Genomic DNA, 23,870 nt, shown 5'->3' with positions numbered 1-23,870 from the left:
GTGCGCGCGCCCTCCCCGGAAGGGCCCGGCCGCGCAGGGCGGTGGCTTGCGCGCCTCGGCCCGCGCGCGCGGCGGATCCTGCGCCGCGCGGCGCAGATCGCGGTCGCCCTCGCCGTCGCGCCGTGGCTCCTGCTCGTCGCCCTCGCGGCGCTCACGCCGCTCCCGCCGCAGCTCGCGGCGCCCGAGGACCACGCCGTGTCCACGGTCCTGCTCGACCGCCACGGCACGGTGCTCCGCGAGCTCCGCGCTGGAGACGGCGCGCGCGCGCGCTGGCTTCCGCTCTCCGAGGCCGGCGATCGCATCCAGCGCGCGCTCCTGGCCGCGGAGGACAAGCGGTTCGCGCGCCACCCCGGCGTCGATCCGATCGCGATCGCGCGCGCCGTCGGCCAGCTCGCGGTGGAGCGGCGCGTCGTCTCGGGCGGGTCCACGATCACGCAGCAGCTCGCGCGCACGCTCGTCCCGCGCCCCCGCACCGCGCGCGGCAAGCTCGGCGAGGCGGCGCTCGCGCTGCGCATCGAGGCGTCGCTCTCGAAGCGCGAGATCCTCGAGCAGTACCTGAACCGCGTCGCGTTCGGCCCGGGCCTGCGCGGGGTCGAGGCGGCGAGCCGCTTCTACTTCGACAAGCCCACGCGCGACCTGTCGCTCGCCGAGGCCGCCGCGCTCGCCAGCATGCCGCGCGGCCCGGCGCTGTACGATCCGCGCCGCGGCACCGGCCCGCTCGAGCGCCGCAGGAACCGCGTCCTCGATCGCATGCTCGAGGCCGGCCTCGCCGGCGAGGCCGAGGTGGCCCGCGCCCGCGCGGAGCCCATCGCGCTCGCCCCCAAGGGGGGCGGCCTCGGCGCGCCGCACCTCGTCCGCGCCGTGCTCGGCGGCGCGCTCGGTCCGGGCGCGGGCCTGGACGCCGAGGGCCCCGGCGCCGCGTCGCCCCGCGCCCGGGCGACCTCGATCACGCTGACGATCGACCGCGGCCTCCAGCGCGAGATCGAGGTCCTCGCGCAGCAGACCGTCCGCGGCCTCTCGGATCGCGACGTCGGCGCGGCGGCGGTGGTGGTGATCGAGAACGCGACCGGCGAGATCCTCGCGTACGTCGGCTCGCACGACATCGACGACGCCGCCGGGCTCGGCCACAACGACGGCGTCCTCGCGCTGCGCCAGCCCGGCTCTGCGCTGAAGCCGTTCGTCTACGAGCTCGCCATGGAGAAGCTCGGGTTCACCGCCGCGACCGTCCTTCCCGACGTCGAGCTCTCGTTCCCGACGGCGGACGGCAACTACGCGCCGCGGAACTACGACGGCCGCTTCCACGGCCCCGTCCGCCTGCGGGACGCGCTCGCCAGCTCGTACAACGTTCCCGCTGTCTGGGCGGCGGCCGCGCTCGGCCCCGAGCGCGTCCTCGCGCGGCTCCGGGAGCTCGGCCTCCGCTCGCTCGATCGCGAGCCGTCGCGCTACGGCGTCGCCATCGCGCTCGGCGACGGCGAGGTCCGCCTTGTCGACCTCGCGAACGCTTACGCCACGCTCGCGCGGGGAGGCCTTTACCTGCCGGTGCGCGCGGTGCGCTCGTTCGCCCCCTCGTCGCCTCCGTCCCCCTCATCACAAGCGGCCTCTTCGGTGTCGCCCGCGTCCAGCGGTAGCGGCGCGCCCGCCGAGCCGCCCGCGTCGCCTCCCGAGCGCGGCGCGCGCGTCCTCGACGCCGCGCGCGCCCGCGTGATCGTCGACATCCTCGCCGACGACCGGGCGCGGCTCGCGTCGTTCGGCGAGGGCAACGCGCTCGATCTCCCGTTCCCTGTGGCCGCGAAGACGGGCACGTCCAAGGGCTTCCGCGACAACATCGCGGTCGGCTTCACGCCCGACGTCACCGTCGCCGTCTGGGTCGGCAACTTCGACGGCTCGCCCATGGGCGGCGTCAGCGGCATCACCGGCGCGGGCCCGCTGTTCCGCGACGCCATGCTCGCCGCCGCGCGCGTCCGGCCGCCGCGCCCCTTCGATCCGCCCGATCCCGAGCAGCTCGCCGAGGTCGAGGTCTGCGCCCTGTCCGGCATGAGGCCGACCGCCGCGTGCCCGCACCACCGCCGCGAGCTCCTCCCGCGCGGCGACGCCGCGGCGCTCTCGCCGTGCGACATGCACGAGACCGTGCGCATCGATCGCCGCAACGGCCTGCGCGCCGGGGCCTGTCCCGACGCGGCGGTCGAGGAGCGCGTCTTCGAGCGCTACGACGCGGAGCTCACCGCATGGGCGCGCGCCGCCGGCCGCCCCCTCGCGCCCGATGCGGCGTCGCCCCTCTGCGGCGCGCTCCCCGGGGCACCCGGCGCTCCTCCTGCCGGCGCCGGCGCGCGCGTCCGCGTCGCGTACCCGCCCGACGGCGCCCGGTTCGTCCTCGACCCCTCGATCAACTCGCTGCAGGCGATCCGGCTGCGCGCCGACGTCCCTCCGGGCGTGCCCCGCGTGCGCTTCGTGCTCGACGGGCGCCCCATCGAGGTCGGCCCGCCGTTCGCGCTCGACTGGCCGCTCGTCGCCGGCGCGCACCGGCTCCGCGTCGACGCGGACGGAGCGGCCGCCAGCGAGGAGATCGCGTTCTCGGTGGAGTGAGCGGCGGGCGAGGCGACATCCCGTCTCCTCGCCCGCCGGCTCCGATGAAGTCACCCGCGCTGCAGTCGATGGCGTCGATGGCGGGGCGGCGCGCCGCCCGCGGGCCACATCACCCGAAGATGGGCAGGTCTTCTTCCTCGGAGAGCGGGAATCGCTCCACGAGCGGATCGTCCGCGATCCCCGCCAGCTTGCGCAGCGCCTTGTGGATGTGCCCCGGCTTGAGCCGGACGCCGCCCTCCTTGGGCGCGAGCGTGACCGGATCGACGTCGAGCGGGTTGTGCCGGTCGTCCGTCGCGCCGATCACCCGGTTCCCCGCGATGCCTGCGCCGGCCAGGATCATGCTGGTGATGTTCCAGTGGTCCTTGCCGTTGCCCTCGTTGTAGCCCGGAGTCCGCCCGAAGTCCGAGCCCACGACGAGGACGATCCGGTCCGCGATGCCCTGCTCCTCCGCGGCGGTCAGGATGAAGTCGATCCCGTCGCAGATCTGGTCGAGCCGCGGGATGTGGTTGTCGTCGTGGTTCCCGTGCGTGTCGAACCCGCCCACCGACAGGTTGGCGCTCACGCAGATGCCGGCGCGGTAGGCCGCGAGCGCGACCTGCGCTTGCCGCCGCAGCGAGGCGCTCTCGAACTCCGCGGGCAGGTACTGGATGAGCTGCTTGAGCTCGTTCTGCCCGACGCGCGAGGTGAAGAGCGTGCTCATCGCCTGCTTGACGTGGGGCAGCCGCTGCTGATCGAGCTTCGCCGCGTACCGCGCCTGCCGCGCCTCCAGGATCCGCGTCATCGCGGCGTCGGTGTGGTACTGCTCGCGGTTCTCTTCGTTCCCCGGATCGATCCTGTTCGGATAGGCGAGCCGCTGCAGGAGGCCGGTGTCGGGTATGCGGGTGACGGCCACGACGTTCGCCGTCGTGTCGTAGCCGCCGTTGCTGATGAACCCCATCGGCAGCGCGCCGCCGTGGACGCCGGCCACGAGCGCCGCGAAGGCGGGTTTGCCCTCGCGGAGCGTGCCGCACCACGTGTTGCGGACGCCGGCGTCGTGGCTGTTCGTCCCGGTGTCGATGCCGTTGATGACGAGCAGCTTGCTGTAGTGCTTCTTGAAGAACGCGTCGTTGCCGCCGACCGGCGCGTACTTGAGATTGCCGGCGGTCCCGATCGCCGCGCTCAGGTAGCTGCGGTTCATCGCTTCCCGCGTCTTCTGCTCCTCTTCGTCCCGCGCGCCCTTGGGATCGCAGAGGCTCGTCGGGTCCCAGCCGCCGCTCGCGTGGATGTGGACCCAGAGCGGGCCCGCGTAGGGGCCGGCCGCGGCGGCGTCCCTCGACAGCACGCCCGCTGCGACGACGCCGAGGCCTGCCATAGATGCCAGTTTGAGGAAATCTCGACGTTCCATGGCTGCTCCTACTGGTAAAGAAACCTGAAGTCCGAAAGGAGATAGGTCGTGACGCTCATCCAGGCGCGGATCGTGTAGTTCTCGTCGCGCGTGAGCTTCTCTTCGTCGGGGAGCCCCTCTCGAGTCCAGTAGTCGTTGTGCACCTGGCAGGGGCCAGGCAGCGACCTCGAGAGCCGGCCCTCCTCGCCCTCCGGCTTCGCCATGCCCGCCTTGCCCTCCTCCCACGTCTCGAGGAAGACCTTGTATGTCCGCTCGATCTCGGGATCGCCGAGCTCGAGCGACTCGCCGAGCACCCGCTTGTGCAGGTACTGGATGTTCTGCTTGATCCCCTCGACGGCCGGCAGCACGTCGAAATCGTTCGTGTCGCGCGGCTCGAACGTCGTCTCGACGTACGGGAAGAGGAGCCGCTCCTCCTGCGGGAGGTAGAGGTCGCGCGGCACCGCGACGCACGCCATCTCGTTCGCCATCCGGTCGGCGATGTTGGCCATGATCCCGTTCGGCTCCGTGATCCGCTGGATCACGTCCTGCGAGTCGATGCCGCCGTACAGCATGCGGTAGGCGTCGCGCCGGAGCAGGAAGTCGTAGCGACTGCCGTCGTCCTCGAACGCCCGCGGGCGCCACGGATACCCCGTCACCGCCCAGATCTTCCGGTGCAGCTGCTCGGGCCCGAGGAACCGCGTGCCGCCGAGCTGCGTGAGCGCCTCGCCCCGGGACGCCTGCGCCACGTTGCGCGCCCGGAAATAGGGGCTCTTGACGATGGCCTTGACGACCGTCTTCAGGTTGTAGCCGCCGTCGGCGAAGTCGTGCGCCATCGTGTTGAACGCGTGGTACTGGGCGAGGTACGCCCGGAACTTGGCGTTGAACTCCGGATCGTCGTTGGTCGGCGCGGCGAGCGGCTGTTGCCCGGTGAGGCCGGTGTACATCGTATAGACGGCCGAGAGCGCGAAGCGGGGGTCGTCGGCGACGCGCTTCGCCACCCACGAGAGCGCGGTCGGGAACTCGCTGAAAGGCACCGACTCGGCGCCGAAGCCCGGCGGCCGCATGTCCTCGTACCAGGTGTCGTCCTCCTTGTACCGGCCCGCGGAGTCGAAGCTGTGGAACCCGCCTGACAGCGGGTCCAGGGCGGCGTGGCAGACGGTGCACGCCGCGTTGTTCATCGTCGGGTTGAAGTCGGTGATCTTCGTCTGATCGAGCGGCTGCTCGGCCGTCTTCAGGATGTCGGTGCCGAGGAAGAACTGATAGACAATCCTCGCGCGGTGGCGGTTCCTGTTGGTGCTCGTCGTCGGGTGCCTGGACAGGAAGACGGGGGAGGTGAGCACGCCGGCGAGCGGGATCGGATCGCGCTTCGCCGGGACGAACTCGTCCGGATCCGCGTCGTTCTTGAACTCGGCCGTCACGCCGTACGCCTTGGCGGAGAAGGGGCTCACGACCGTGTAGTCGGCGGTGAGGACCTCCTTGAAGGACCTGTCGTTCCGCACGATGTAAGCGATGAGCTCGAGCGGCTCCCTCCCGACGGCCCGGTTCGTCCAGCTCTTCAGCTTGTTGGCGACGTCCTCCAGGTCCCGCGCGCCGTACCTCGCGACCAGCGCCGGATCCTGCGGGAGGCTGTTGTACCACTTCGGATCGTACGCGTCGCTCCGCAGCAGATCGACGGCCTCCTCGCCGTTCAGGTAACGGTCGGTGAGGAAGAGATCGTTGTAGATCTCCTTCAGCCGCACATAGAACGTCTCCTCCGTGAGCAACTGGTCCAGGATCGGATCCAGCGCGGCCATGCCGCTCTCTGCGACGGCCTCCTCCTCGGCCTCGGTCGGCAGGCGCCCGGCGAGCTCGAGGCTCGCCGTGCGGAGCGTCTCCTCGGGCCCGCTCATCACCACGCCGGCGAAGGAGGCGTTGACGTCCGTCTCGCAGGACGACGGCTCCTTCGTGCGCTCCACCATCGCCCGGAGCGCCTCGACCTCGGCGCTGTCCGAGGCGAGGACCTGGCCGCCGCCGTGCTCGATGGCCTTCGTCGGCTTGAGGAGGACGTACGACTCGCCGCCGAGCTCGAGCCCGGCGAGCGACTTGAACGTCGCGAGGTTCTTGTCGAGGAACCCCGCCTCGCTGCTCCCGGCGAGGATCAGCTTGGACTCCGCCGCCTGCCCCTGCGGGTTATGGCAGCCGATGCACTTCGTCGAGAGGATGGGGACCCACACCTTCTCGGCGAAGAACTGCTCGTCGGAGATGCACGGGCCGTCGGCCTCGCTGCTGCAACCGGTGGACACGGACGCGAGCGCGCTCGCGCCCGCGGAGAGCCCCAGGAGCCCCAGGGCCGTCGCGGCGCGCTTCCGGAGTAACCATCCTATTCTCGGCATAAGCATCCTCGCCGGGAGCGCTCGCGCGACTCCCACGTTGAGGGGACCGGGAGAGCGGAGCCCCGAATCGCGTTGAAAGAACACACACCGACAGCCCCTATCGCGGGGCGCATCCACCCCGCGATGGCCGGGTCCTCGTTCATCGACCATCGACACCCGATGAGGCGAGCTGGACGAACGCCCGCTTCATCGCTTGCGTAGACCACGTACTCTAACCTCTCGAGGGCCTCTCCCGCTATGCGCTCAGCACATTGCTTGATCAGAATTTCTCGTAGTTACCTCTAGTGGATGTGAAGTTTTTCGACGGGAGGCTGTGGCTCCTCCGGAAGCCACGTACCCGGTGCGCCCAGGTGGGCGCTCCCGCCCGTAAGCGCGCGGGGCGTGCGTGGATGTGGTCAAGACCAGGGAAATCGAATAACCGTTGGATATGAGCTCGACGAGGGATGCGACCCGCGCTCGCGCGGTTCAGTGGTTTGTTCGCGGCGGCACGCTGCGCTCGGCGGGCCGGGATCCCGTCAAGATCGGCATCGCGCCGATCGTGGTGGGGCGCGATCCGAGCTGCGGTGTGGTGGTCGACGATCCGGAGGTCAGCTCGACGCATTGCGATCTTCGCGCGGAGGGGCCGGGCGTGCTCGTCCGCGATCTCGGCAGCAAGAATGGGACGTTCGTGTCGACGGTCCGCATCCGCGAGGCGATCTTGACGGCCGCGTGCGCCATCCAGGTCGGCGGCTCGGTGCTGAGCTTCGAGCCGCTCGACAAGGAGCGCGTCGACGTCGGCTTCGACGAGAGCTTCGGCCCGCTGATCGGCGCCTCGCCGCGGATGCGCCACCTGTTCCGCCTGCTGCGCGAGGTGGCCTCGACGGAGCTCTCGCTGCTGATCACCGGGGAGACGGGCACGGGCAAGGAGCTCGCGGCGCAGGCCATCCATGACGTCTCGAGCCGGCGCGGCGGCCCGTTCGTCGTCGTCGACTGCGCCTCGCTGCCGGGCGCGCTCGCCGAGAGCTTCCTCTTCGGGCACGAGCGCGGCGCCTTCCCCGGGGCGAACGAGCGGAGGAGCGGCGCCTTCCACGAGGCGAACGGCGGGACGATCTTCCTCGACGAGCTGGGCGAGCTGCCGCCCGATCTCCAGCCGAAGCTGCTGCGCGCGCTCACCGAGCAGAAGGTGAAGCGCGTCGGGTCGCGGATCTACGAGCCCGTCGACGTGCGGATCATCGCGGCGACCCGCCGCGACCTCGGCCGCAGCATGAACACCGGGCGCTTCCGGAGCGATCTCTTCTTCCGGATCGCCCAGATGCGCATCGAGCTGCCGCCGCTCCGCGAGCGGCGGGAGGACATCCCGCTGCTCGTCGAGCGCGTCTGCGAGCGCCTCGGGTGCCCCGAGCGCGCCGTGGAGATGGTCAATCTCATCACCTCGACGCTCGGCCAGCACGATTTCCCTGGCAACGTCCGCGAGCTCATGAACGTCACCAGCGTGGCCGCGAGCCTGCCGCCCGGCGCCGAGGCGATCGCCTCGATCCTGCCGCTGGAGGGCGGCGGCGACGTGGTCGTGCCGACGTCGGCGTTCGGCGAGGCGAAGCGGAGCGCCGTCGCGGCGTTCGAGCAGCGTTACTTCAGCGAGCTGATCCGCGCGACGGGCGGCAACGTCAGCGAGATGGCGCGCCGCGCGGGCATGGAGCGCCACCACGTGCGGATGTTCTTGAGGAAGCACGGGCTCACCGCGAAGCAGTGAGGGCGCGGAGCGGCGAGGGCGCCGAGCGTGTCCTAGGCGCCGCCTGCGCCGCCTGCGCCGCCGCCGCCCGCGCCGCCGCTGCCGGTCGGGTCACCGCCCGCGCCGCCGGTGCCGGTCGGGCCGCCGCCCGCGCCGCCGCTGCCGGTCGGGTCGCCACCCCCGCCGCTGCTCGTCGTGGCCGCGGCCGTTGTCGTGGCCGGGTTCCCGCCGCAGCGCTCCACGCCGCGGCAATCCGCGCAGGAGCACCCCTCGAAGTACTCCGCGCACGAGCCGTTGTCCGTGCAGTGATCCGTGCATCGCGGGGTGCTCGTGCAGTCGGGGCAGGTGCAATCCTCGTTGGCGTTGCACCCCTCGTTGTCGTTGCACCCGCGCCTCGGGCTGCAGGCCGCGACGGTGCCCGCGCAGTCCTGGCAGGTGCAATCCTCGCCGTCGGGGGCGTCTGGCCGCATGTCGCAGGCGCCGTCGTCGTTGCAGCGGCCGAGGCAGCTCGCCGTATCGGAGCAGTCGGGGCAGCTGCAGCTCTCGGGGACCTGGGCGAGGATCGTACATCGCCCATCCGGGCTGCCGCCGAAGCAGCCGAAGCCGAGCGAGCCGCCGGCGCCGGCGACCGTGGCGGCCGCCGTGGTCGAGGTCGTGTCGGTCGCTTCATTGCTCGAGCAGCCGCCGCTCGCGGCGAGCCCGAAGACGATGGAGGAGGCGAGGAGTGCAAGAAAGGCGCGCATGTCTGGCAGCATCCCTCTCCAGCGCGCGTCACGTCAACACCGCACGTCGCGCTGCGCCAGGAAGGCGCTCAGCGGAATGCCACGCTCCTGTCCGCCGTCTTCGCGCGGACGGCCGCGCGCTCGCGCACGAGGAACTCGCGCACAGCGGCGTCCAGGCGTGGATGCGCGATGTGGTGCGCGCTGTGGGTGACGCTCGGTGCGAAGCCGCGAACGAGCTTGTGCGACCCTCCTGCGCCCGGCTCGAAGCGGCGCAGTCCCCGGGCGATGCAGTCCTCGACCGGGTGATAGTAGCAGACGTTGAAATGCAGGAACGGGCGCTCCTCCGACGCGCCCCAGTAACGGCCGTAGAGCGTCGTGGGCCCGGCCAGATTGAGCGCGCCCGCGATGGGGCGTTTGCCTTCCCGCGCCAGGACGATCTCGACGCCTCCCTGCACCCCGCCGCCGCGCAGCCGGGCCGCGATCTCCTCGAAGAAGGCGCGGTTCAGGTACTGCCGGCCCCAGGCGAACTTCTCCACGGTGGAGACGTAGAAGCCGAACATGGCATCGACGATCTCCGGCGTGATCTCCGCGCCGCGCAGCGTGTCGATCGACAGCCCCTGCCTCGTGGACTCGCGCATTTCGCGCCGGATCTGGTGCCGCCGCTTCGCGTTGAAGCGCGCGAGGAAGTCGTCGAGCGTTTGATACCCCTCGTTCTCGAACTGGAACTGGACGCCGCAGCGGTGCGCCATGGCGGCGTCGGAGAGGGCGGCGGCCTCGTCCTCGGTCGGGAACAGGACATGGGCGCTCGAGATGCGGCTCCGCGCGACCAGCTTGCGGAGCGTCTCGGCGAGGACGGGCAGCAGGGCCGGGCGGTCCTCCGGCCGCCGCACGAGCAGCCGCGGCGTCGTCGCGGGCGTGAACGGCACCGCGACGACGAGCTTCGGGTAGTACGGCGCGCCGATCTGGTGGGACGCAGAGGCCCAGCCGTGGTCGAAGACGAACTCTCCCTCGCTGTTGTCCTTGAGGTAGGCGGGCGCCGCGGCGAGCAGCGCCCCCTCGGCCCGGAGCGTGATGTGGTGGGGCAGCCAGCCCGCCGCCTCGCCCACGCACCCCGTCCGCTCGAGCGCGTCGAACCACGCCCAGGTGAGGAACGGCGCCTCACTCACCCCGTCGAGCGCGTTCCACTCGCTCTCCGGGATGTCGCGGATGGTGTCGTGGACGCGCGCTTCAAGCTCCATGGCCGATCATAGCAGCGCGCGTCGCGCCGCCTGGCCGGCTCACGAGGTCCTGGATCGACCGCGCGCCGGAGCGGGCCACGAGGTCCGAGAGCCCGCGCGCGATCGCGGCGGGGAGCAGCGGGCCGCCGTAGATGAAGCCGGTATAGATCTGCACGAGGTCGGCGCCCGCCTGGAGCTGGTCCATCGCGTGCTCCGCCGATTCGATGCCCCCGGCGCCGATCACCGTGACGTTGCTCCCAAGGCGCGCGCGGATGCGCCGCACCATCGCGAGCGAGCGCTGCCGGAGGGGCGGCCCGCTCAGCCCGCCCGCGCCCATCGCCTCGACGGCCTCCGGGCTCGTCGCGAGCCCGTCGCGCCGCACGGTCGTGTTGGTCGCGATGACGCCGGCGAGGCCGACCTCCTCGACCACGGCGAGCAGCGCCTCGAGCTCCTCGTCGCCGAGGTCCGGGGCGACCTTGATGAGCAGCGGCAGCGGCGCCCCGGCGGCGCGGTTCTCCCGCGCGATCGCGGAGAGCAGCGCCCGCGCGATCGCCGGGCCCTGCATCGCGCGGAGGTCCTTCGTGTTCGGCGACGACACGTTGATCACGACGAAGTCGGCCGCGCGCCGCGCCTCCCGGAAGCTCGCGAGGTAGTCGTCGATCGCGGGCTCGATGGGATCGAGCGGCGCGACCCTGGACTTGCCGATCGAGATGCCCACCGGCACGCCCACGGCCGCCGCGCCGCCGCGGCCGAGCAGGCGCTCCGTGACGCGGGCCGCGCCCTGGTTCGGGAACCCGAGCCGGTTGATGAGCGCCCGGTCGGCCGGCAGCCGGAAGAGGTTCGGCGTCGGGTTCGCGGCCTGGGGCTGCGCTGTGACGGTGCCGAGCTCGACGAAGCCGAACCCGAGGGCGGCGAGCGCGCGGGCCCGGCGGGCGTCCTTGTCGAAGCCGCCCGCCACGCCGAGCGGGGAGGGGAAGTCGAGCCCCATGGTGCGCACCGCGATGCGCCCATCCCGGGGCGCGAGGCGGGCGTGCACGAGGGCGCGGAGCGGCGCTGCGTGCTCGATCGGGGCGAGCGCGAGCATGCCGAGCTCGTGCGCAAGGCTGGGCGGCAGCGCGAAGAGGAGCGGTCGGACGAGGCGGTACATCGGGGCGCGTCTCCGTTGCGGGTTGCGGCGCGCGGCGTCGGAGGAGGTCCTGCGAGCGGCGCGGTGGTGGCGGATACCATGGCGCACCGGCCGCGTGGGTCGCCATCTCGGCATCGGCGAGCGCGGAGGTACGCGCCGGCGCGCCGGGCGAGGCTCGGCGGCTCTGCTAGACTCGGCGCCCTCCATGACGCCCCCCGAGATCCTCGATCGCACAGGCGATCCCAGGCCACTGACCGACCTTGGCGAGCGCTTCGCGAGGAGCGCTGACGAGATGGCGGCGCTGCGCGAGCGCGGCGTCGCGGCCGCCCGCGACCTCTGCGCCTTCATCGATCGCTCGCCGACGCCGTACCACGCCGTGCGCGAGGTCGCCTCGCGGCTCGTGGCGGCCGGCTTCTCGGAGCTCGGGGAGCGCGACGCGTGGGCGGTCGCGCCGGGTGATCGCCGCTTCGTCATCCGGGGCGGGTCGACGATCGTCGCGTTCGTGGTCGGGGCCGAGCACCCGGCGCTCGGCGGCTTTCGTGTCCTCGGCGCGCACACCGACTCGCCGAACCTCCGGGTGAAGCCGAGCGCCGAGCTCTCGCGGAGCGGCTACCAGCAGCTCGGGGTCGAGGTCTACGGCGGCGTCCTGTACTCGACCTGGCTCGACCGCGATCTCAGCGTGGCTGGCCGCGTCCACGTGCGCAGGGACGGGCGGATCGAGCGCCTCCTCGTCGACCTGGGCCGCCCGGTCGCACGCGTCCCGAACCTCGCGATCCACCTGAACCGCGGGGTCAACTCCGAGGGGCTCGTGCTGAACGCGCAGAAGCACCTCGCCCCCGTGATCGGCCTCGGCAAGGAGGCCGATCTCAGCGCCCTGCTCGCGCGCGCGGTCGACGCGCCGCGCGACGCCATCCTCGGCTTCGATCTCTGCCTGTACGACACGCTCAAGGCGTCGCTCGGCGGCCTCTCCGACGAGTTCATCTTCGCGTCCCGCCTGGACAACCTCGCGAGCTGCCACGCCGCGACGGCCGCGCTGATCGGCGCCGCTCCTTCCGCGGCGACGCGGGTCATCGCGCTCTACGACCACGAGGAGTGCGGCAGCCGGAGCGCCGTGGGGGCGGCGGGGAGCGTGCTCCGCGACGTGCTCGCGCGGATCGTCGACGTCTACCCGGGGCGCGAGCCGCAGGCGTTCGCCCGCGCGATGGCCGGGTCGCTGCTCGTCTCGGCGGACATGGCCCACGCGGTGCACCCGAACTATGCCGATCAGCACGAGCCGCGCCACGCCCCGCAGATCAACCGCGGGCTCGTGATCAAGTCGAACGTGAACCAGTCCTATGCGACCGACGGCGCGACGGCCGCCGCGCTCGAGGCGCTCTGTCACGACGCGGGCTACGCCCCCCAGCGCTTCGTCGTGCGCAGCGATCTCCCCTGCGGCAGCACGATCGGCCCGATCACGGCGGCCTCGCTCGGCATCGCCACGGTCGACGTCGGCGCGCCGATGCTCAGCATGCACTCCTGCCGCGAGATGGCCGGCACCCTGGACGTCCACCTCGCGATCGAGACCTACCGCCGCGCGCTTTCTTGAGGCGGGCACCCGCGGCGGATACGGGCCCACCTCGGCGTTTTCGGTGCTCAGCGTACGAGAGTACGCTTCCGCGCCGAAAACGCCGATCTGGGCCCGTCTCCTGTGCGGGTGCCCGCCGCGATCGCCTCGTTGGGGGGAGAGTGCGCGCGTGCGCGCGGAAGAGGGCGGGATGGGAGGGGCGACGCGCTCGCTTCGTTAACGGGTGCGGGTGTCGTGGGAGAGGAGGGTGAAGCCGATGAGCTTGTAGAGGAGGCGGGCGCCGACGTTGCCGTCCCAGTCGTCGGTGTCGTCCTTGGGCGCGACCTCGTTCAGGTCGAAGCCGACGATGCGCCGGCCGCTCTTCTGGATGCGGCCGATCAGGGCGACGGCTTGCTGGAACGTCAGCCCGCCGGGGACAGGCGTGCCGGTGCTCGGACACAGCGTCGGATCGAGGCCATCGATATCGAAGCTCACATAGACGTCGTCGGGGAGATCCTCCACGATCGAGTCGGCGATCAGGTGGAACGGCTCCCCCTCGAAGAGCCGATCGGCGATCGAGGCGTCGATGTGGGCGACGATGCGCCCGTTCGACTCGCGGATGAACCGGAGCTCGTCTTCGCTCATGTCACGCAGCCCGACCTGGACGATCCGCGGGATCTTCGGGTGGTTCGTCGCGACGTTGTGCATGATCGAAGCGTGGGAGTCGGTGAATCCCTCGTACGCGTTGCGGAGATCGGCGTGCGCGTCGATGTGCAGGATCCCCATTCCCGGGTAACGCGCGGCGTGCGCCGCGATCGCGCCGTAGGGGGCGGAGTGATCTCCGCCGATGACGCCGACGAGCTTGCCCTGCTCCATCCATCGCATGGTGATCTCCGTGACGCGCTCGTTCAGCCGGCGGGAGAGCGCGTTGACCGCCGCGAGGCGCGCCTCCAGGTCCCGGTCGCCAGCGACCTCCCCGTGCGCCGCGATCACCGGCTCGGCGGCGGCGCACGCCTCCGCGTTCCAGCGCACGATGTCCGGATCGACGTCGAGCATCGCGATGCCCTGCTCGTACGGTCTGCCCGTGTGCAGGTCGAAGAGGTCGACCTGCCGGCTGGCCCGCAGGATCGCCCCCGGGCCCTTGGCGGCGCCGCGGCGGTAGGACACCGTCGGCTCCCACGGCACCGGGACGAGGACCACCCGGGCGTCCTCGGCAGTGTGTGGCAGCCCGTAAATCCCGTTTCCGATGGCGGGACCGTTCGGATCGAAGCCGAGAGGGGATGAGCTCACGCGGCCACGTTGGCGGTTCGCGACCAGGTCGTCAAGCGCGAGCCGCCTCCGGCCCAGCGCACGCCGGAGCGCGCCGGAGCGCGCCGGAGTGCTCCGCCGCACGCGCCGCCGAGCACCGGCGGAGCGGCTTCCTCACCGGCACACCGGCGGAGCGGCTTCCTCACCGGCACACCGGCGCAGCGGCTCCCACGCCTGCACACCGGCGCGAGGTGCGTAGAGACGATCGCACCGAGCGCGAGACATCGGCGTGAAACACGGATGTGGGGTGGGGATGGCGCGGAGCGCTCGTCGGAATGCAACTTCGAGCTTCCAGCTGCGACGAAATGCGCTAGGAAGAGCGCCAAGAAGATGGGCCGCTGCGCCCGTCCGGGCCGGCCAGCGCTGCTCGGCGCTGCCGGTCGGTTCGGCGCGTGGTCCTGGTAGTAGCCGCGAAGAACAGCCATGCTCCGGTACCGCGCCGATATCAAGACACTCCTCTTCGTCGCGACGTATTTCGTGCTCGTGGCGGTGCAATGGGTCTACGCGCCGCGCGCGCTATGGCTCGCGATTCCGCTCTTCGCCACGACGTGCGTGTTCTCGTTCCTCGGAGCGGTCGCGACCCACAACGCGGTTCATTGCCCCGTGTTCCGGCGGCGATGGATGAACCGCGCGTTCCAGGTCGCGCTCACGCTCACCTACGGGCACCCCGTCAGCGCCTACGTCCCGGGCCACAACCTCAGCCATCACAAGTACACGCAGTCCCGGCGTGACGTGATGCGGACGACGAAGGTGCGCTATCGGTGGAACCTGCTGAACGGCCTCTTTTTCATGAGCCGCGTGGTCCGGGACATCCTGCCCGCCGACATGCGCTACTTCAAGGCGATGTACCGGCGGAACCCGCCGTGGTTCCGTCAGATGCTCCTCGAGTCGGCGGCGTTCCTCGGCGCGATGGGGGCCCTGCTCGCGCTCGATTGGCAGAAGTTCCTCCTCTACGTCCTGATCCCGCACCAGTACGCCGCGTGGGGGATCGTGACCATGAACTACCTCCAGCACGACGGCTGCGACGAGGACAGCGAGTACAACCACTCGCGCAACTTCGTCGGCCGGCTGGTCAACTGGTGGACGTACAACAACGGCTTCCACTCCATCCATCACATGGAGCCCGGCCTCCACTGGAGCCTCCTGCCGGCCGCGCACGCGAGGCGCGTGGCGCCCTTCATCCACCCGGGCCTCGACCAGCCTTCGCTGCTCGCCTACCTCTTCCGCAGCTTCGTCTGGCCTGGCAAGCGCCTGCGCTACGACGGCGCCCCGGTCGTGCTCCCGCCGGAGCAGCCCGACGAGGAATGGATCCCTGGCCCGAAGGAGACGCCCAGCGACGTCTCGCTGGGCGCGATCGCGCCCGGCTGACCCCCGCCAGCTCCTGCCCTGCGCTGGAGGCTCGGCGCCGCCCTCCTGGGGCGGCGCGCCGAGCGTCTGGCCGAGATGTGCGGGGGCGGGCCACGCCGGCGCGGCGCGCGCGGTCCTGTGGCGCCTGGAGACCTCCCGAGAGGCACCTCGCGGCGACGACCGGGAGGCAAGGGTCGTGGCCGTCGCGTGGGGTAGGGGGCTGGCCCGGCGCCCCCGGCGCCGGGCCCTGCGCGTCCCCGGTCAGCGCGGCTGATTCTCCCGCGGCTGGTCTCCCCGCGACTCGCCGCCACGACGGCCAATCTCGGCCATGTGCTGGCGATCGCCGCTCACGGCCTCGCCGCCTTTGCGGCCGATCTCGGCCATGTGGGCCCGGTCCTGGCTCACGCGCTCGCCGCCACGGCGCCCGATCTCGGCCATGTGCTTGCGGTTCTGGCTGACGACCTCGCCGCCCTTCTTGCCGGCGGCGCGCGCCTCGTCGCGCGTGAACTCGTGCGCCGTGCCCTTCTCATGGGCTGCCTTCCCGCCCTTGCTGGCGATCTTGCGCTGACGGTCCTCGTCCATGGCGGCGAAGCCACGCTGCTGCCGCTCGTTGGCAGCCCGCTGCGACGCTGACGAAGGCGGGGGTTCGCTCGGCGAGGCCCCTCTCTCCTCCTGGCCCTCCTCACTCCTGGAAATCATACGATCATCCATGCTCGCCATCATCCTCTCCTTACGGTTGGCTCGCTCGATTCAGGTCTCCGAACGGGGCCTGCGAGCCGGTAAAGGACGGCGTTCCCCCCGTCCCCTCCCGGGCCGGTCGAGACCGGCGATGGCCGCTCTCTTCCGGTGTTGGTCGGGGAGCGGCGTTCGCCGTCCCCTCCCGGTGCTGGTTGGGGAGCGGCGTTCACCGCCTCCCTCCCAGCTGCGGAAAGGCCGACAGACCCTTTCCGCGAAGGCCTGTTGTGCCGGGCGGAACAACGTCAAGCGGGCTGAAGGTTGGGACGCGACGAATTAGGGGGAGGTTCACCGAGCGTGTTTGGGAAACAGCGGCGAACCTGGAAATACCGAGAACGTCGTGCTCCCGCCGCGAGTCAACCCCTCTTGGCGAAATCCCGCATGAACGCCGTGAGGCGCTCTACCGATGCAACGGGTACTGCGTTGTAGATCGAAACCCGGATACCCCCGGTCGACCTGTGTCCGGCGAGCCCCACCATACCCTCCTTTGCGGCCTCGGCGACGAAGCGTTTTTCCATCTCCTCGCTGGCCAGCCGGAACACCACGTTCATGAACGAGCGGCTCTCCTTCTCGACAGGCGCCCGGAAGACGTCCGGGTGCGCGTCGATGGTTTCGTACAGCAGCTCACCCTTCTTGCGATTCCGTCGCTCGACCTCCTCGAGCCCACCGATCTCAAGCGTATACGCGAGCACGTTGCGCATGAGGTAGATTGCGAATGTCGGAGGTGTGTTGTAGAGCGAGTTGTTGGCAGCGTAAGTGGCATAACGGAAAATGACGGGAATGTCTTTTCGCGCGCTGTCAACGAGATCCTTGCGGGCGAGCACGACCGTGATCCCGCTCGGTCCGATGTTCTTCTGGGCACCGGCGTAAACCAGGGCAAACCTGGAGATATCCATCTTCCGCCACAGGATGTCGGACGACATATCCGCGACGAGCGGCACGTCGCCCGTATCGGGCAGCCAGTGCCACTGCGTGCCGAACAGCGTGTTATTCGTCGTCATGTGGACGTAGGCGGCGTTCGGATCGAGCGAGAGATCTCCCTGGTGGGGGATGCGGGTGTACCGCTTGTCGACGGCGGTGCTCCCGGCCACGCGCACCGTCCCCACGCGCTTCGCCTCCTCCAGGGCCTTCTCCGACCAGCCGCCGGTCAGGATGTAGTCGGCGCTCCTGCCGGGCGGCAGGAGGTTCATCGGCACGACCGCGAACTGCATGGCCGCGCCGCCCTGCATGAACAGCACGTGGTAGTCGTCCGAGAGGCCGAGCAGCTGCCGGAGCAGCGAGATCGCCTCGTTGTGCACCGCCTCGAACGCCTTGCCGCGGTGGCTGTGCTCCATGATCGACATGCCCGTCCCCTCGAAATCGAGGAGCTCGCGCTGCGCGCGCTCGAGGGCGGGGAGGGGGAGCCCGGCAGGGCCGGCGTTGAAGTTGTGGACACGCGCCATGGTGCTTCTCCTGAGGTTCAAGTCGGCGGTTCCTGATGCCGCCGTGTCGGCCGTATACCACGGGGGGCGCCGCCTCCGCCGGACGGGCCGAGCAGGAGCGCCGCGGCGGCGGATCGCGTCGCGCCGGGCCCTTCACCTCGGACCTGCCGGCGGCCGCGATCTGGGCTAAATTCACCGCTCCGGAGGGCGAGTGATGCTGGTGACCCGCGAAGAGATGGCGTTCGATTTTCAGGGCGCCAAGCTCGATCCCGTCAAGGACAAGGACGTGATCGTCTGGGCCGTGCAGCAGTTCCTCTACGGGGAGATCACCGGCGTCCAGATTGGGCACTGGCTGTACAACGCCCCGGACCTGGAGTCCGCGCGCTTCCTCGCGCGCCAGGCCGTCGAGGAGTTCCAGCACGTCGGCAACTTCCTCCGCATCCTCGAGATCCTGGGCGCGCCGCCGGACAAGGCCGCCTGGAGCGTGCGCTTCCTCGCGACCGGGCTGATGGGCGGGGACTGGGCCGAGCACGTCGCCCTCGAGATGGCCCTCGGCGAGGGCCTCGTCCTCCAGGCCTTCTACGCGATGATCGAGACCGTGGATGAGCCGGAGATCGTCGCCATCCTGAAGCGCGGCGTGCGGCAGGAAGAGCGGCACGTCGACTTCGGCGAGCAGCAGACGAGGAAGGCCATCGCGGGCAGGCCGGCGCTCCGGAGGCGGCTCCTCGGCCTCGCGCTTGTGTCGCTCTGGGGCGTGTCGCGGCTCGAGGCGTTCATGAAGAAGCGCCTGCCGATGGACCACCCGGCGCTCAAGCGCCTGCCCGATCTGGTGCGCCACACGGTGCGGATCGCGGAGCTCCGGCTCATGCGGATCGGCCTGACCGAGGCGCCGATCTCGTCGATGTCGGCCGGCCGCAAGCTCGCGCTGGTGGCGGAGGCGTACGGGGGCAAGCTCGCGCTCGGCCTCGCGTCGTGGGTGCTCTCGGTGCTGCTCTTCCCGCTCCGGCTGCTCGGCCTCGCCGGGCCGAAGCGGCTGACGGACACCTACCTGAGCGATCCCCTGGTCGCGCGCGGCGGCCGCCTCGGCGCTGGCGCGGAAGCTGGCACCGAAAATAGCGCGGAAGACGACCCCGGCGACGCCGGTGAGCAGGCGGGTCCGGGCGGCAGGCAGGCGGGGCACGGCGCGGCGGCGCGCGCCTGAACGCGAGGTGGAGCATGGCTGACGGCGAGGACGAGGAGCGAGCCACCCGCGCCGGGGCGGCGGGCGCGGCGGGGCTTCCAGGGGCGCGCCCTGCCGCTTCGCCCGCGTTGCCCGCGTCGCGGGAGCTGCCGCTCTTCGCCGAGCTGCCCGAGCTCTCGGGGCAGATCCCGTGGCGCCCCCTCGCGCACGCGCCGACGCCGGTCGTCCCGTGCGCCGCGATCGAGGGGTACCTCGGGCGCGGCGGCGTCTGGGTGAAGCGCGACGATCTGATCTCGCCGCTCTACGGCGGCAACAAGGTGCGTCGCTTCGAGTTCCTGCTCGCCGACGCGGAGCGGCGCGGGGCAAGGACGCTCGTCACCGTCGGCGGGCTGGCGTCGACGCAGGTCACCGCCACGGCCCTCTTCGGCCGCGCGCTCGGCTTCGCCGTCACCGCGGTCCTGTTCGATCAGCCGATCACCCGGTTCGGCCGCGGCGCGCTCCTCGCCGACGCGGCCAGCGGCGCCGAGCTCGTCCATGGCGGCGGGTACGCGACCACCGCGGTCCGGGCGATCCGGGCGCTGCGACGGGCCGACCGGCCGTATTTCATCCTGCCAGGCGCCTCGTCCGCACTCCCGTGCCTCGGCTACGTCGACGCGATGCTCGAGCTCGCGGAGCAGGTCCAGCGCGGCGAGGCCCCCCGGCCCGATCGCATCGTCGTCCCCTCGGGGACGGGCGGCACGCTGGCGGGGCTCACGCTGGGCGCCGCGGTGCTCGGCTGGCCGACCACGATCGTCGGCGTTCGCATCACCGAGCGCATCGCGTCGAACCGCGCCGTCGTCCGGTACGAGATCGGCAGCATGAAGCGCCTGCTCGCCCGGCGCGCGCCGCGCTTCACCCGGCGTCGGCTCCCGCCGGTCCGCTTCGAGATCGATCACCGCGCGATCGGCCCCGGCTACGGCATGCCGACCCCCGCGTCCATCGCCGCGATCCCCGAGGTCGAGCGGCTGATCGGTGTGCCGGGGGAGGTCACGTACAGCGCCAAGGCGCTCGCCGCGCTGCGCGGGATCGCGCAGGAGCGCCCGCGGGAGACGATCCTGCTCTGGCAGACGCTCTCGAGCGCGCGACCGCCGCTCGCGGAGGGCGGCGCGGCGGCGCTCCCGCCGGCGTTCGCGCGGTTCTTCGACGGGGAGATCGCGTACTGAGGGCGCGGCGCGCGGTCGACGCGCCGCGCTGTGGCGTCACTTCACGCGCAGGCTGTTCACGAGCTTGTCGAAGTCGGCGCGCGCCCCGGTGACCGTCTTCTCGGGGCCGGTCATCTTGAAGAACCAGGGATCGCCGGAGGGCGTCTCGACGATCGCGCCGAGGAGGGCGTAGTTCGGCTTCGGATCCGAGGCGGGCATGCCGGGCATCCCGGAGCCGGCGAACGTCCCCTTCACCTCGACGATGGTGACCTTGAGATCGCCGGCCTTGAGGTCGGTGCGCTTGGGGGAATCGTCGCTCTTCTGGGAGAACTGGCCGGCCCAGCGCGTGATGTTCGCGTCCACGCTGCCGCCCGCCTGGCTGACGCTGAGCTCGGCGTCCTCGGCGTCACCGGCGGCGCGCTTGATCTTGTACGTGGCCTTGCGCATCGAGTTGGGGTTCGGCGCGCTCTCGAAGCTCGCCGGGGCGTCCCACGCGAGCGCGCCGCCCGCCTGCTGGCCGCTGGCCGGCGCCGGCTTCGGAGCGGGCGCCGCCTCGGCGGGCGCGGCGGGCTTGCTGGTCGCCGGCGCCTCGGGCGCGGATGTGGCTGTCGGCTCGGGGGTCTTCGAGCACGCCGCGGTGAGCGCGGCGACGAGCGGCAAAACCATGGCGGAGCGGAGCTTGATCATCGTGGAGGCCTCGGCGGGGTTCGCGGCGACTGTAGTCGCCGTGCCCGCGGCCTCAAGCCGGATCGGACCGCGGGGAGCCCACGGCGCGCTCTTGCTGGAGGCGTCCGGCGGGTCGTTCAGCCGCGCGCGTTGCCGTGATACCACCAAAATACAAATACATGGACCCCACCTTCCGGCGCGCGTTCAACGCTGCCTTCGGGCCGTCGACCTACGCGGACTACCTCGGCCGGCTCGAGCGGCGGCTCGGGTGCGCGATCCCGTTCCGCATCGCCGAGACGCCGCTGTTCCTGCCCCGCAGGCTGCGCGACGACCTCGAGCGCTCCGCGACGGAGATCGTGCGACAGATCTCGAGCCCCGCGCTCATCGCGCAGATGAAGCGCGCCATCCCTGCGCACCTCGATGTCCCGGGCATGGATCCGCTCCCCAACTGCGTGCAGGTCGACTTCGCCATCGTGCGCGGCCCGGACGGCGAGCTCACGGGCAAGGTGGTCGAGCTGCAGGCGTTCCCGTCGCTCTACGCGCTCATGCTCGTCCAGGTCGAGATCATGGCCGAGGTGCTCGCCGGGATGCCGGGGCTCGACCGGCGCTGGTCGTGCTGCTTCGGGGGCCGGAGCACCGCCGACGTCCTCGCGCAGCTCCGCCGCGCGATCCTCGCGGGAGAGCCCGAAGAGTCGGTGGTCCTACTCGACCTCGCGCCGGAGAAGCAGAAGACGTACCCCGACTTCGTGGCGACGAAGCTCCTCGTCGGCGTCGACGCCGTCTGTCCGACGGCGCTCGTCCGGGAGGGGGACCGGCTGTTCCGCCGCGTCGGCGGGCGGCTCGTCCAGGTCCGCCGGCTGTACAACCGCGTCGTGTTCGACGAGCTCGAGTCGAAGCGGGTCGAGCTCCCGTTCCGGTACGGCGATCCGCTCGACGTCACGTGGTGCTCGCACCCGAACTGGTACTGGACCTGGTCGAAGTACACGCTGCCCTACATCGATCACCCCGCGCTCCCGCGGGCGCGGACGCTGAGCGCGCTGGAGGGCGCGCCGGTGGATCTCGAGCGCTACGTGCTCAAGCCGCTGTTCTCCTTCGCGGGCTCCGGGGTGAAGGTGGATGTCACGCCCGAGGACATCGCCGCGATCCCGGAGGGGGAGCGCTCGGGCTGGCTGCTCCAGGAGAAGGTCGCGTACGAGCCGGCGCTCGCGATGCCTGACGGGAACGGGGTGAAGGCCGAGGTGCGGATGATGTTCCTGCGCGCGCCGGACGAGCCCGAACCCTCGCTCGTGCTCAACCTGGTGCGGCTCTCGCGCGGGAGGATGCTCGGCGTCAATCAGAACCGCGACCTGACCTGGGTCGGCGGCACCGTGGGGATCTGGCCTGTCGACTGAGGTCGCGCTCAGGCGATGAGCGCGCGCCACGCGCTGAGGACGAGCGCCGCCGCGGTCGCGCGCTCAGGTGATGAGCGCGATTTGCCACGCGCCGAGGACGAGCGCCGCCGCGGTCGCGCCCAGCGCGACCTGGACGACGGGGCGCCGCGGCGCGGGCCGGTTGCGTAGCGACAGGCCGGCGACGACCCCGATCGAGGCGCCGCTGAGCAACCCGAAGGCGTGCGCGCCGAGGTCGGAGCGTGGGCTTGCGCCGAGGGCGCCGAGGAGGGCGAGGCCTCCCACGAGCGGCGCGACGAGGTGGAGGAGGTGGCGCTTCTCGCCGCTCTCCTTGTCGTGCGCGCGGTCGAGCATCAGCTGCGTGGCGGCGAGCAGCCCGATCGCGCCGAACACCGCGGTGGAGGCGCCGATCGAGGCGTGGTGCTGGCCCATGCTCTGGTGCCAGAGCGCGTTCGCGAAGTTCCCGATCGCGCCCGAGGCGACCACGGCGAGCGCGGCGCCGCCCGGCCCGAGGCGGCGCTGCACGGCGGACGCGAAGACCGTCCCGGAGATGACGTTGCCGAGCACGTGGGCCGAGTCGGCGTGCAGCGTGAGCGCGGTGATGGCGCGCCACGGCTCCGGTCCCACGACGAGGTCGGCGACGGAGGCGCCGCGCTGGAACCAGCGTCCGCCGCCGCTCGCGGGCCCGGTGACGAGGAAGAAGAAGAGGGCGAGCGCGGCGAACGCGACGCCGGCGACCATGGACGGAGGGTGGCGCAGCCGCTCGCGCGGGCGGAGCGGGGGCCAGTTGCGGTTCTCCGCTTCGTACCGATCGATCGAGCCTGCGGCGAGGGCGTAGTCCTCGTCGCGCACGAGGAGCACCCAGCCCGCCGGCGTGTACCGCACGGCGTGCCAAAGCTCGCTCGACTGGAGGACGAGGGCCCACTCGCGGATCTTGCGCTCCGGCATGACGGGGCCGATGGCCGTGAGCCCGAGGCCGTGATTTTCCGCCTCTCCGGAGGTGGGATCGCCGTTCTGGATCATCGCCGCCCTCTCGCCGCGTCTCGGCGGCAGGATCGCGATCGGGACGAACGGCTCGCCAACTGCATCTCGAACACAGATACGGTTCTGTTCGCCCACGGCGGGTCCTCCACGGTTCGTCGACCCAAGGTTCACCGAAACGTGCGGATGAGGCCGGAAGCTGTCAACGCCGGGTCTCCGGGAGCCCGGCCGTCTCGTCGTCACGTTGAGCCGCGGCGCTCCTTGCCGGTTGCCGCCACTGTGCGCGCGCTGCGCGGCCGGGCCCTTGTGCGCGCGCTGCGCGGCCGGGCCCTTGTGCGCGCGCTGCGCGGCCGGGCCCTTGTGCGCGCGCCGCAGCGGTGGCAGTGCGTGGTTGTGTCGACGGCCATCACGCAGGGCATCCGGGTCACCGTCTCGACGGTCTACGTCCCCACGCAGTCATCCCCGACGGAGCACCGCTACGTCTTTGCTTACACCGTGCGGATCGCGAACGAAGGCACCGAGCCCGCCCAGCTGAGGACGCGGCACTGGATCATCACGCACGGAAGCGGGAAGGTGGAGGAGGTGCGCGGCCCTGGCGTCGTCGGCCAGCAGCCCTCGCTCAAGCCTGGCGAGCACTTCGAGTACACGAGCGGCTGTGTGCTCGAGACCCCGCGCGGCACGATGCGCGGCACCTACCAGATGCACCGCCCCGACGGCCGCGTCTTCGACGCCGAGATCGCGTCGTTCACCCTGGCGATGCCGCACTCCCTGAACTGACCCCGCCCCCGTTACCCCCCCGTTACCCCCCCAACCCCCCTTGGAAGAGCCAGCAGGGAGGGGGTGCCCGTGCGCGCGGGCGGCGGGGTAGGGCCCCACGAACCCGAGCGCCGGCCCGCATCGCAGCCTATCGCTCCCGACCCGCCTCTCGCGCACCCACGGCAATCGCCCCCCAAAAGGCGCGAGTTCGTGGGAGGGGCCCCCGCCGCCCGCGCGCACGGGCACCCCCTCCCTGCTGGCTCCGTCGCTGCC

At 71.7% G+C, this 23,870-nt stretch carries 18 protein-coding genes; 8 read left to right on the top strand and 10 right to left on the bottom strand.

Features of this window, described 5'->3' with window-relative positions:
- Positions 1–2,583, top strand: coding sequence for a penicillin-binding protein 1C (pbpC, locus tag WMF46_RS24045; RefSeq protein WP_437987732.1), 2,583 nt, complete (start codon positions 1–3; stop codon positions 2,581–2,583).
- A gap of 109 nt (positions 2,584–2,692) precedes the next feature.
- Here the strand turns inward: pbpC and WMF46_RS24040 are convergent, their stop codons facing one another.
- Together WMF46_RS24040 and WMF46_RS24035 are read right to left on the bottom strand one after the other, a co-directional pair.
- Positions 2,693–3,967: a DUF1501 domain-containing protein gene (locus WMF46_RS24040; protein ID WP_437987731.1), complete on the bottom strand. Its 1,275-nt coding sequence runs from the start codon at positions 3,965–3,967 to the stop codon at positions 2,693–2,695.
- 8 nt (positions 3,968–3,975) lie between these two features.
- Positions 3,976–6,318, bottom strand: a complete 2,343-nt coding sequence (locus tag WMF46_RS24035; RefSeq protein ID WP_437987730.1) for a DUF1588 domain-containing protein — start codon at positions 6,316–6,318, stop codon at positions 3,976–3,978.
- Positions 6,319–6,745: 427 nt separating this feature from the next.
- Here WMF46_RS24035 and WMF46_RS24030 point away from each other — a divergent pair, with 427 nt between their 5' ends.
- The gene (locus WMF46_RS24030) at positions 6,746–8,047 is read left to right on the top strand and encodes a sigma 54-interacting transcriptional regulator (RefSeq protein WP_437987729.1); all 1,302 of its coding nucleotides are present in this window, start codon (positions 6,746–6,748) and stop codon (positions 8,045–8,047) included.
- Between the two features lie 32 nt (positions 8,048–8,079).
- Here WMF46_RS24030 and WMF46_RS24025 read toward each other — a convergent pair whose 3' ends face one another.
- The 3 genes from WMF46_RS24025 to WMF46_RS24015 form a co-directional block, all read right to left on the bottom strand.
- Complete coding sequence (locus WMF46_RS24025) at positions 8,080–8,769, bottom strand: hypothetical protein (protein ID WP_437987728.1); 690 nt, start codon at positions 8,767–8,769, stop codon at positions 8,080–8,082.
- A 68-nt stretch (positions 8,770–8,837) separates the two neighbouring features.
- Positions 8,838–9,986, bottom strand: coding sequence for a GNAT family N-acetyltransferase (locus tag WMF46_RS24020; protein ID WP_437987727.1), 1,149 nt, complete (start codon positions 9,984–9,986; stop codon positions 8,838–8,840).
- Positions 9,976–11,112 carry a quinone-dependent dihydroorotate dehydrogenase gene (locus WMF46_RS24015; RefSeq protein WP_437987726.1) on the bottom strand — a complete coding sequence of 379 codons (1,137 nt, stop codon included), beginning with the start codon at positions 11,110–11,112 and terminating at the stop codon, positions 9,976–9,978. The genes WMF46_RS24020 and WMF46_RS24015 overlap by 11 nt, the downstream gene beginning before the upstream one ends.
- Positions 11,113–11,383: 271 nt before the next feature.
- Between WMF46_RS24015 and WMF46_RS24010 the strand changes: the two genes are divergently transcribed.
- Positions 11,384–12,676 carry a M18 family aminopeptidase gene (locus WMF46_RS24010; protein ID WP_437987930.1) on the top strand — a complete coding sequence of 431 codons (1,293 nt, stop codon included), beginning with the start codon at positions 11,384–11,386 and terminating at the stop codon, positions 12,674–12,676.
- A gap of 195 nt (positions 12,677–12,871) precedes the next feature.
- On the opposite strand, the gene WMF46_RS24005 is transcribed toward WMF46_RS24010, so the two are convergent.
- The gene (locus WMF46_RS24005) at positions 12,872–13,924 is read right to left on the bottom strand and encodes an agmatinase family protein (RefSeq protein WP_437987725.1); all 1,053 of its coding nucleotides are present in this window, start codon (positions 13,922–13,924) and stop codon (positions 12,872–12,874) included.
- Positions 13,925–14,365: 441 nt separating this feature from the next.
- Here WMF46_RS24005 and WMF46_RS24000 point away from each other — a divergent pair, with 441 nt between their 5' ends.
- Entirely contained in the window at positions 14,366–15,310 is a 945-nt protein-coding gene (locus WMF46_RS24000) for a fatty acid desaturase family protein (protein WP_437987724.1), read from the top strand.
- 240 nt (positions 15,311–15,550) lie between these two features.
- On the opposite strand, the gene WMF46_RS23995 is transcribed toward WMF46_RS24000, so the two are convergent.
- Positions 15,551–15,871, bottom strand: a complete 321-nt coding sequence (locus tag WMF46_RS23995; protein WP_044965509.1) for a KGG domain-containing protein — start codon at positions 15,869–15,871, stop codon at positions 15,551–15,553.
- A 509-nt stretch (positions 15,872–16,380) separates the two neighbouring features.
- The gene (gene serC, locus WMF46_RS23990; RefSeq protein WP_437987723.1) at positions 16,381–17,466 is read right to left on the bottom strand and encodes a 3-phosphoserine/phosphohydroxythreonine transaminase; all 1,086 of its coding nucleotides are present in this window, start codon (positions 17,464–17,466) and stop codon (positions 16,381–16,383) included.
- A 193-nt stretch (positions 17,467–17,659) separates the two neighbouring features.
- Here serC and WMF46_RS23985 point away from each other — a divergent pair, with 193 nt between their 5' ends.
- Both WMF46_RS23985 and WMF46_RS23980 read left to right on the top strand, forming a co-directional pair.
- Positions 17,660–18,646 (top strand): ferritin-like domain-containing protein, encoded by a 987-nt coding sequence (locus WMF46_RS23985; protein ID WP_437987722.1) that lies wholly within the window; start codon positions 17,660–17,662, stop codon positions 18,644–18,646.
- A 14-nt stretch (positions 18,647–18,660) separates the two neighbouring features.
- Positions 18,661–19,827: a 1-aminocyclopropane-1-carboxylate deaminase/D-cysteine desulfhydrase gene (locus WMF46_RS23980; protein WP_437987721.1), complete on the top strand. Its 1,167-nt coding sequence runs from the start codon at positions 18,661–18,663 to the stop codon at positions 19,825–19,827.
- A 36-nt stretch (positions 19,828–19,863) separates the two neighbouring features.
- Here the strand turns inward: WMF46_RS23980 and WMF46_RS23975 are convergent, their stop codons facing one another.
- The gene (locus tag WMF46_RS23975; RefSeq protein ID WP_437910818.1) at positions 19,864–20,493 is read right to left on the bottom strand and encodes a hypothetical protein; all 630 of its coding nucleotides are present in this window, start codon (positions 20,491–20,493) and stop codon (positions 19,864–19,866) included.
- Between the two features lie 158 nt (positions 20,494–20,651).
- Between WMF46_RS23975 and WMF46_RS23970 the strand changes: the two genes are divergently transcribed.
- The gene (locus WMF46_RS23970) at positions 20,652–21,863 is read left to right on the top strand and encodes a hypothetical protein (RefSeq protein WP_437987720.1); all 1,212 of its coding nucleotides are present in this window, start codon (positions 20,652–20,654) and stop codon (positions 21,861–21,863) included.
- Between the two features lie 63 nt (positions 21,864–21,926).
- Here the strand turns inward: WMF46_RS23970 and WMF46_RS23965 are convergent, their stop codons facing one another.
- Positions 21,927–22,979, bottom strand: coding sequence for a rhomboid family intramembrane serine protease (locus WMF46_RS23965; RefSeq protein WP_437987719.1), 1,053 nt, complete (start codon positions 22,977–22,979; stop codon positions 21,927–21,929).
- A 255-nt stretch (positions 22,980–23,234) separates the two neighbouring features.
- Here WMF46_RS23965 and apaG point away from each other — a divergent pair, with 255 nt between their 5' ends.
- A complete protein-coding gene (gene apaG, locus WMF46_RS23960) occupies positions 23,235–23,618 on the top strand; it encodes a Co2+/Mg2+ efflux protein ApaG (protein ID WP_044965505.1) in 384 nt (127 codons plus the stop codon).
- Positions 23,619–23,870: the final 252 nt, after the last annotated feature.

Source organism: Sorangium sp. So ce117, from assembly GCF_051524395.1.
In the GTDB taxonomy this organism is placed as follows: Bacteria; Myxococcota_A; Polyangia; order Polyangiales; family Polyangiaceae; genus Sorangium; species Sorangium cellulosum_B.
The sequence above is the reverse complement of the archived record's forward strand: the minus strand, read 5'-3'. Positions and strand labels throughout refer to the sequence as shown.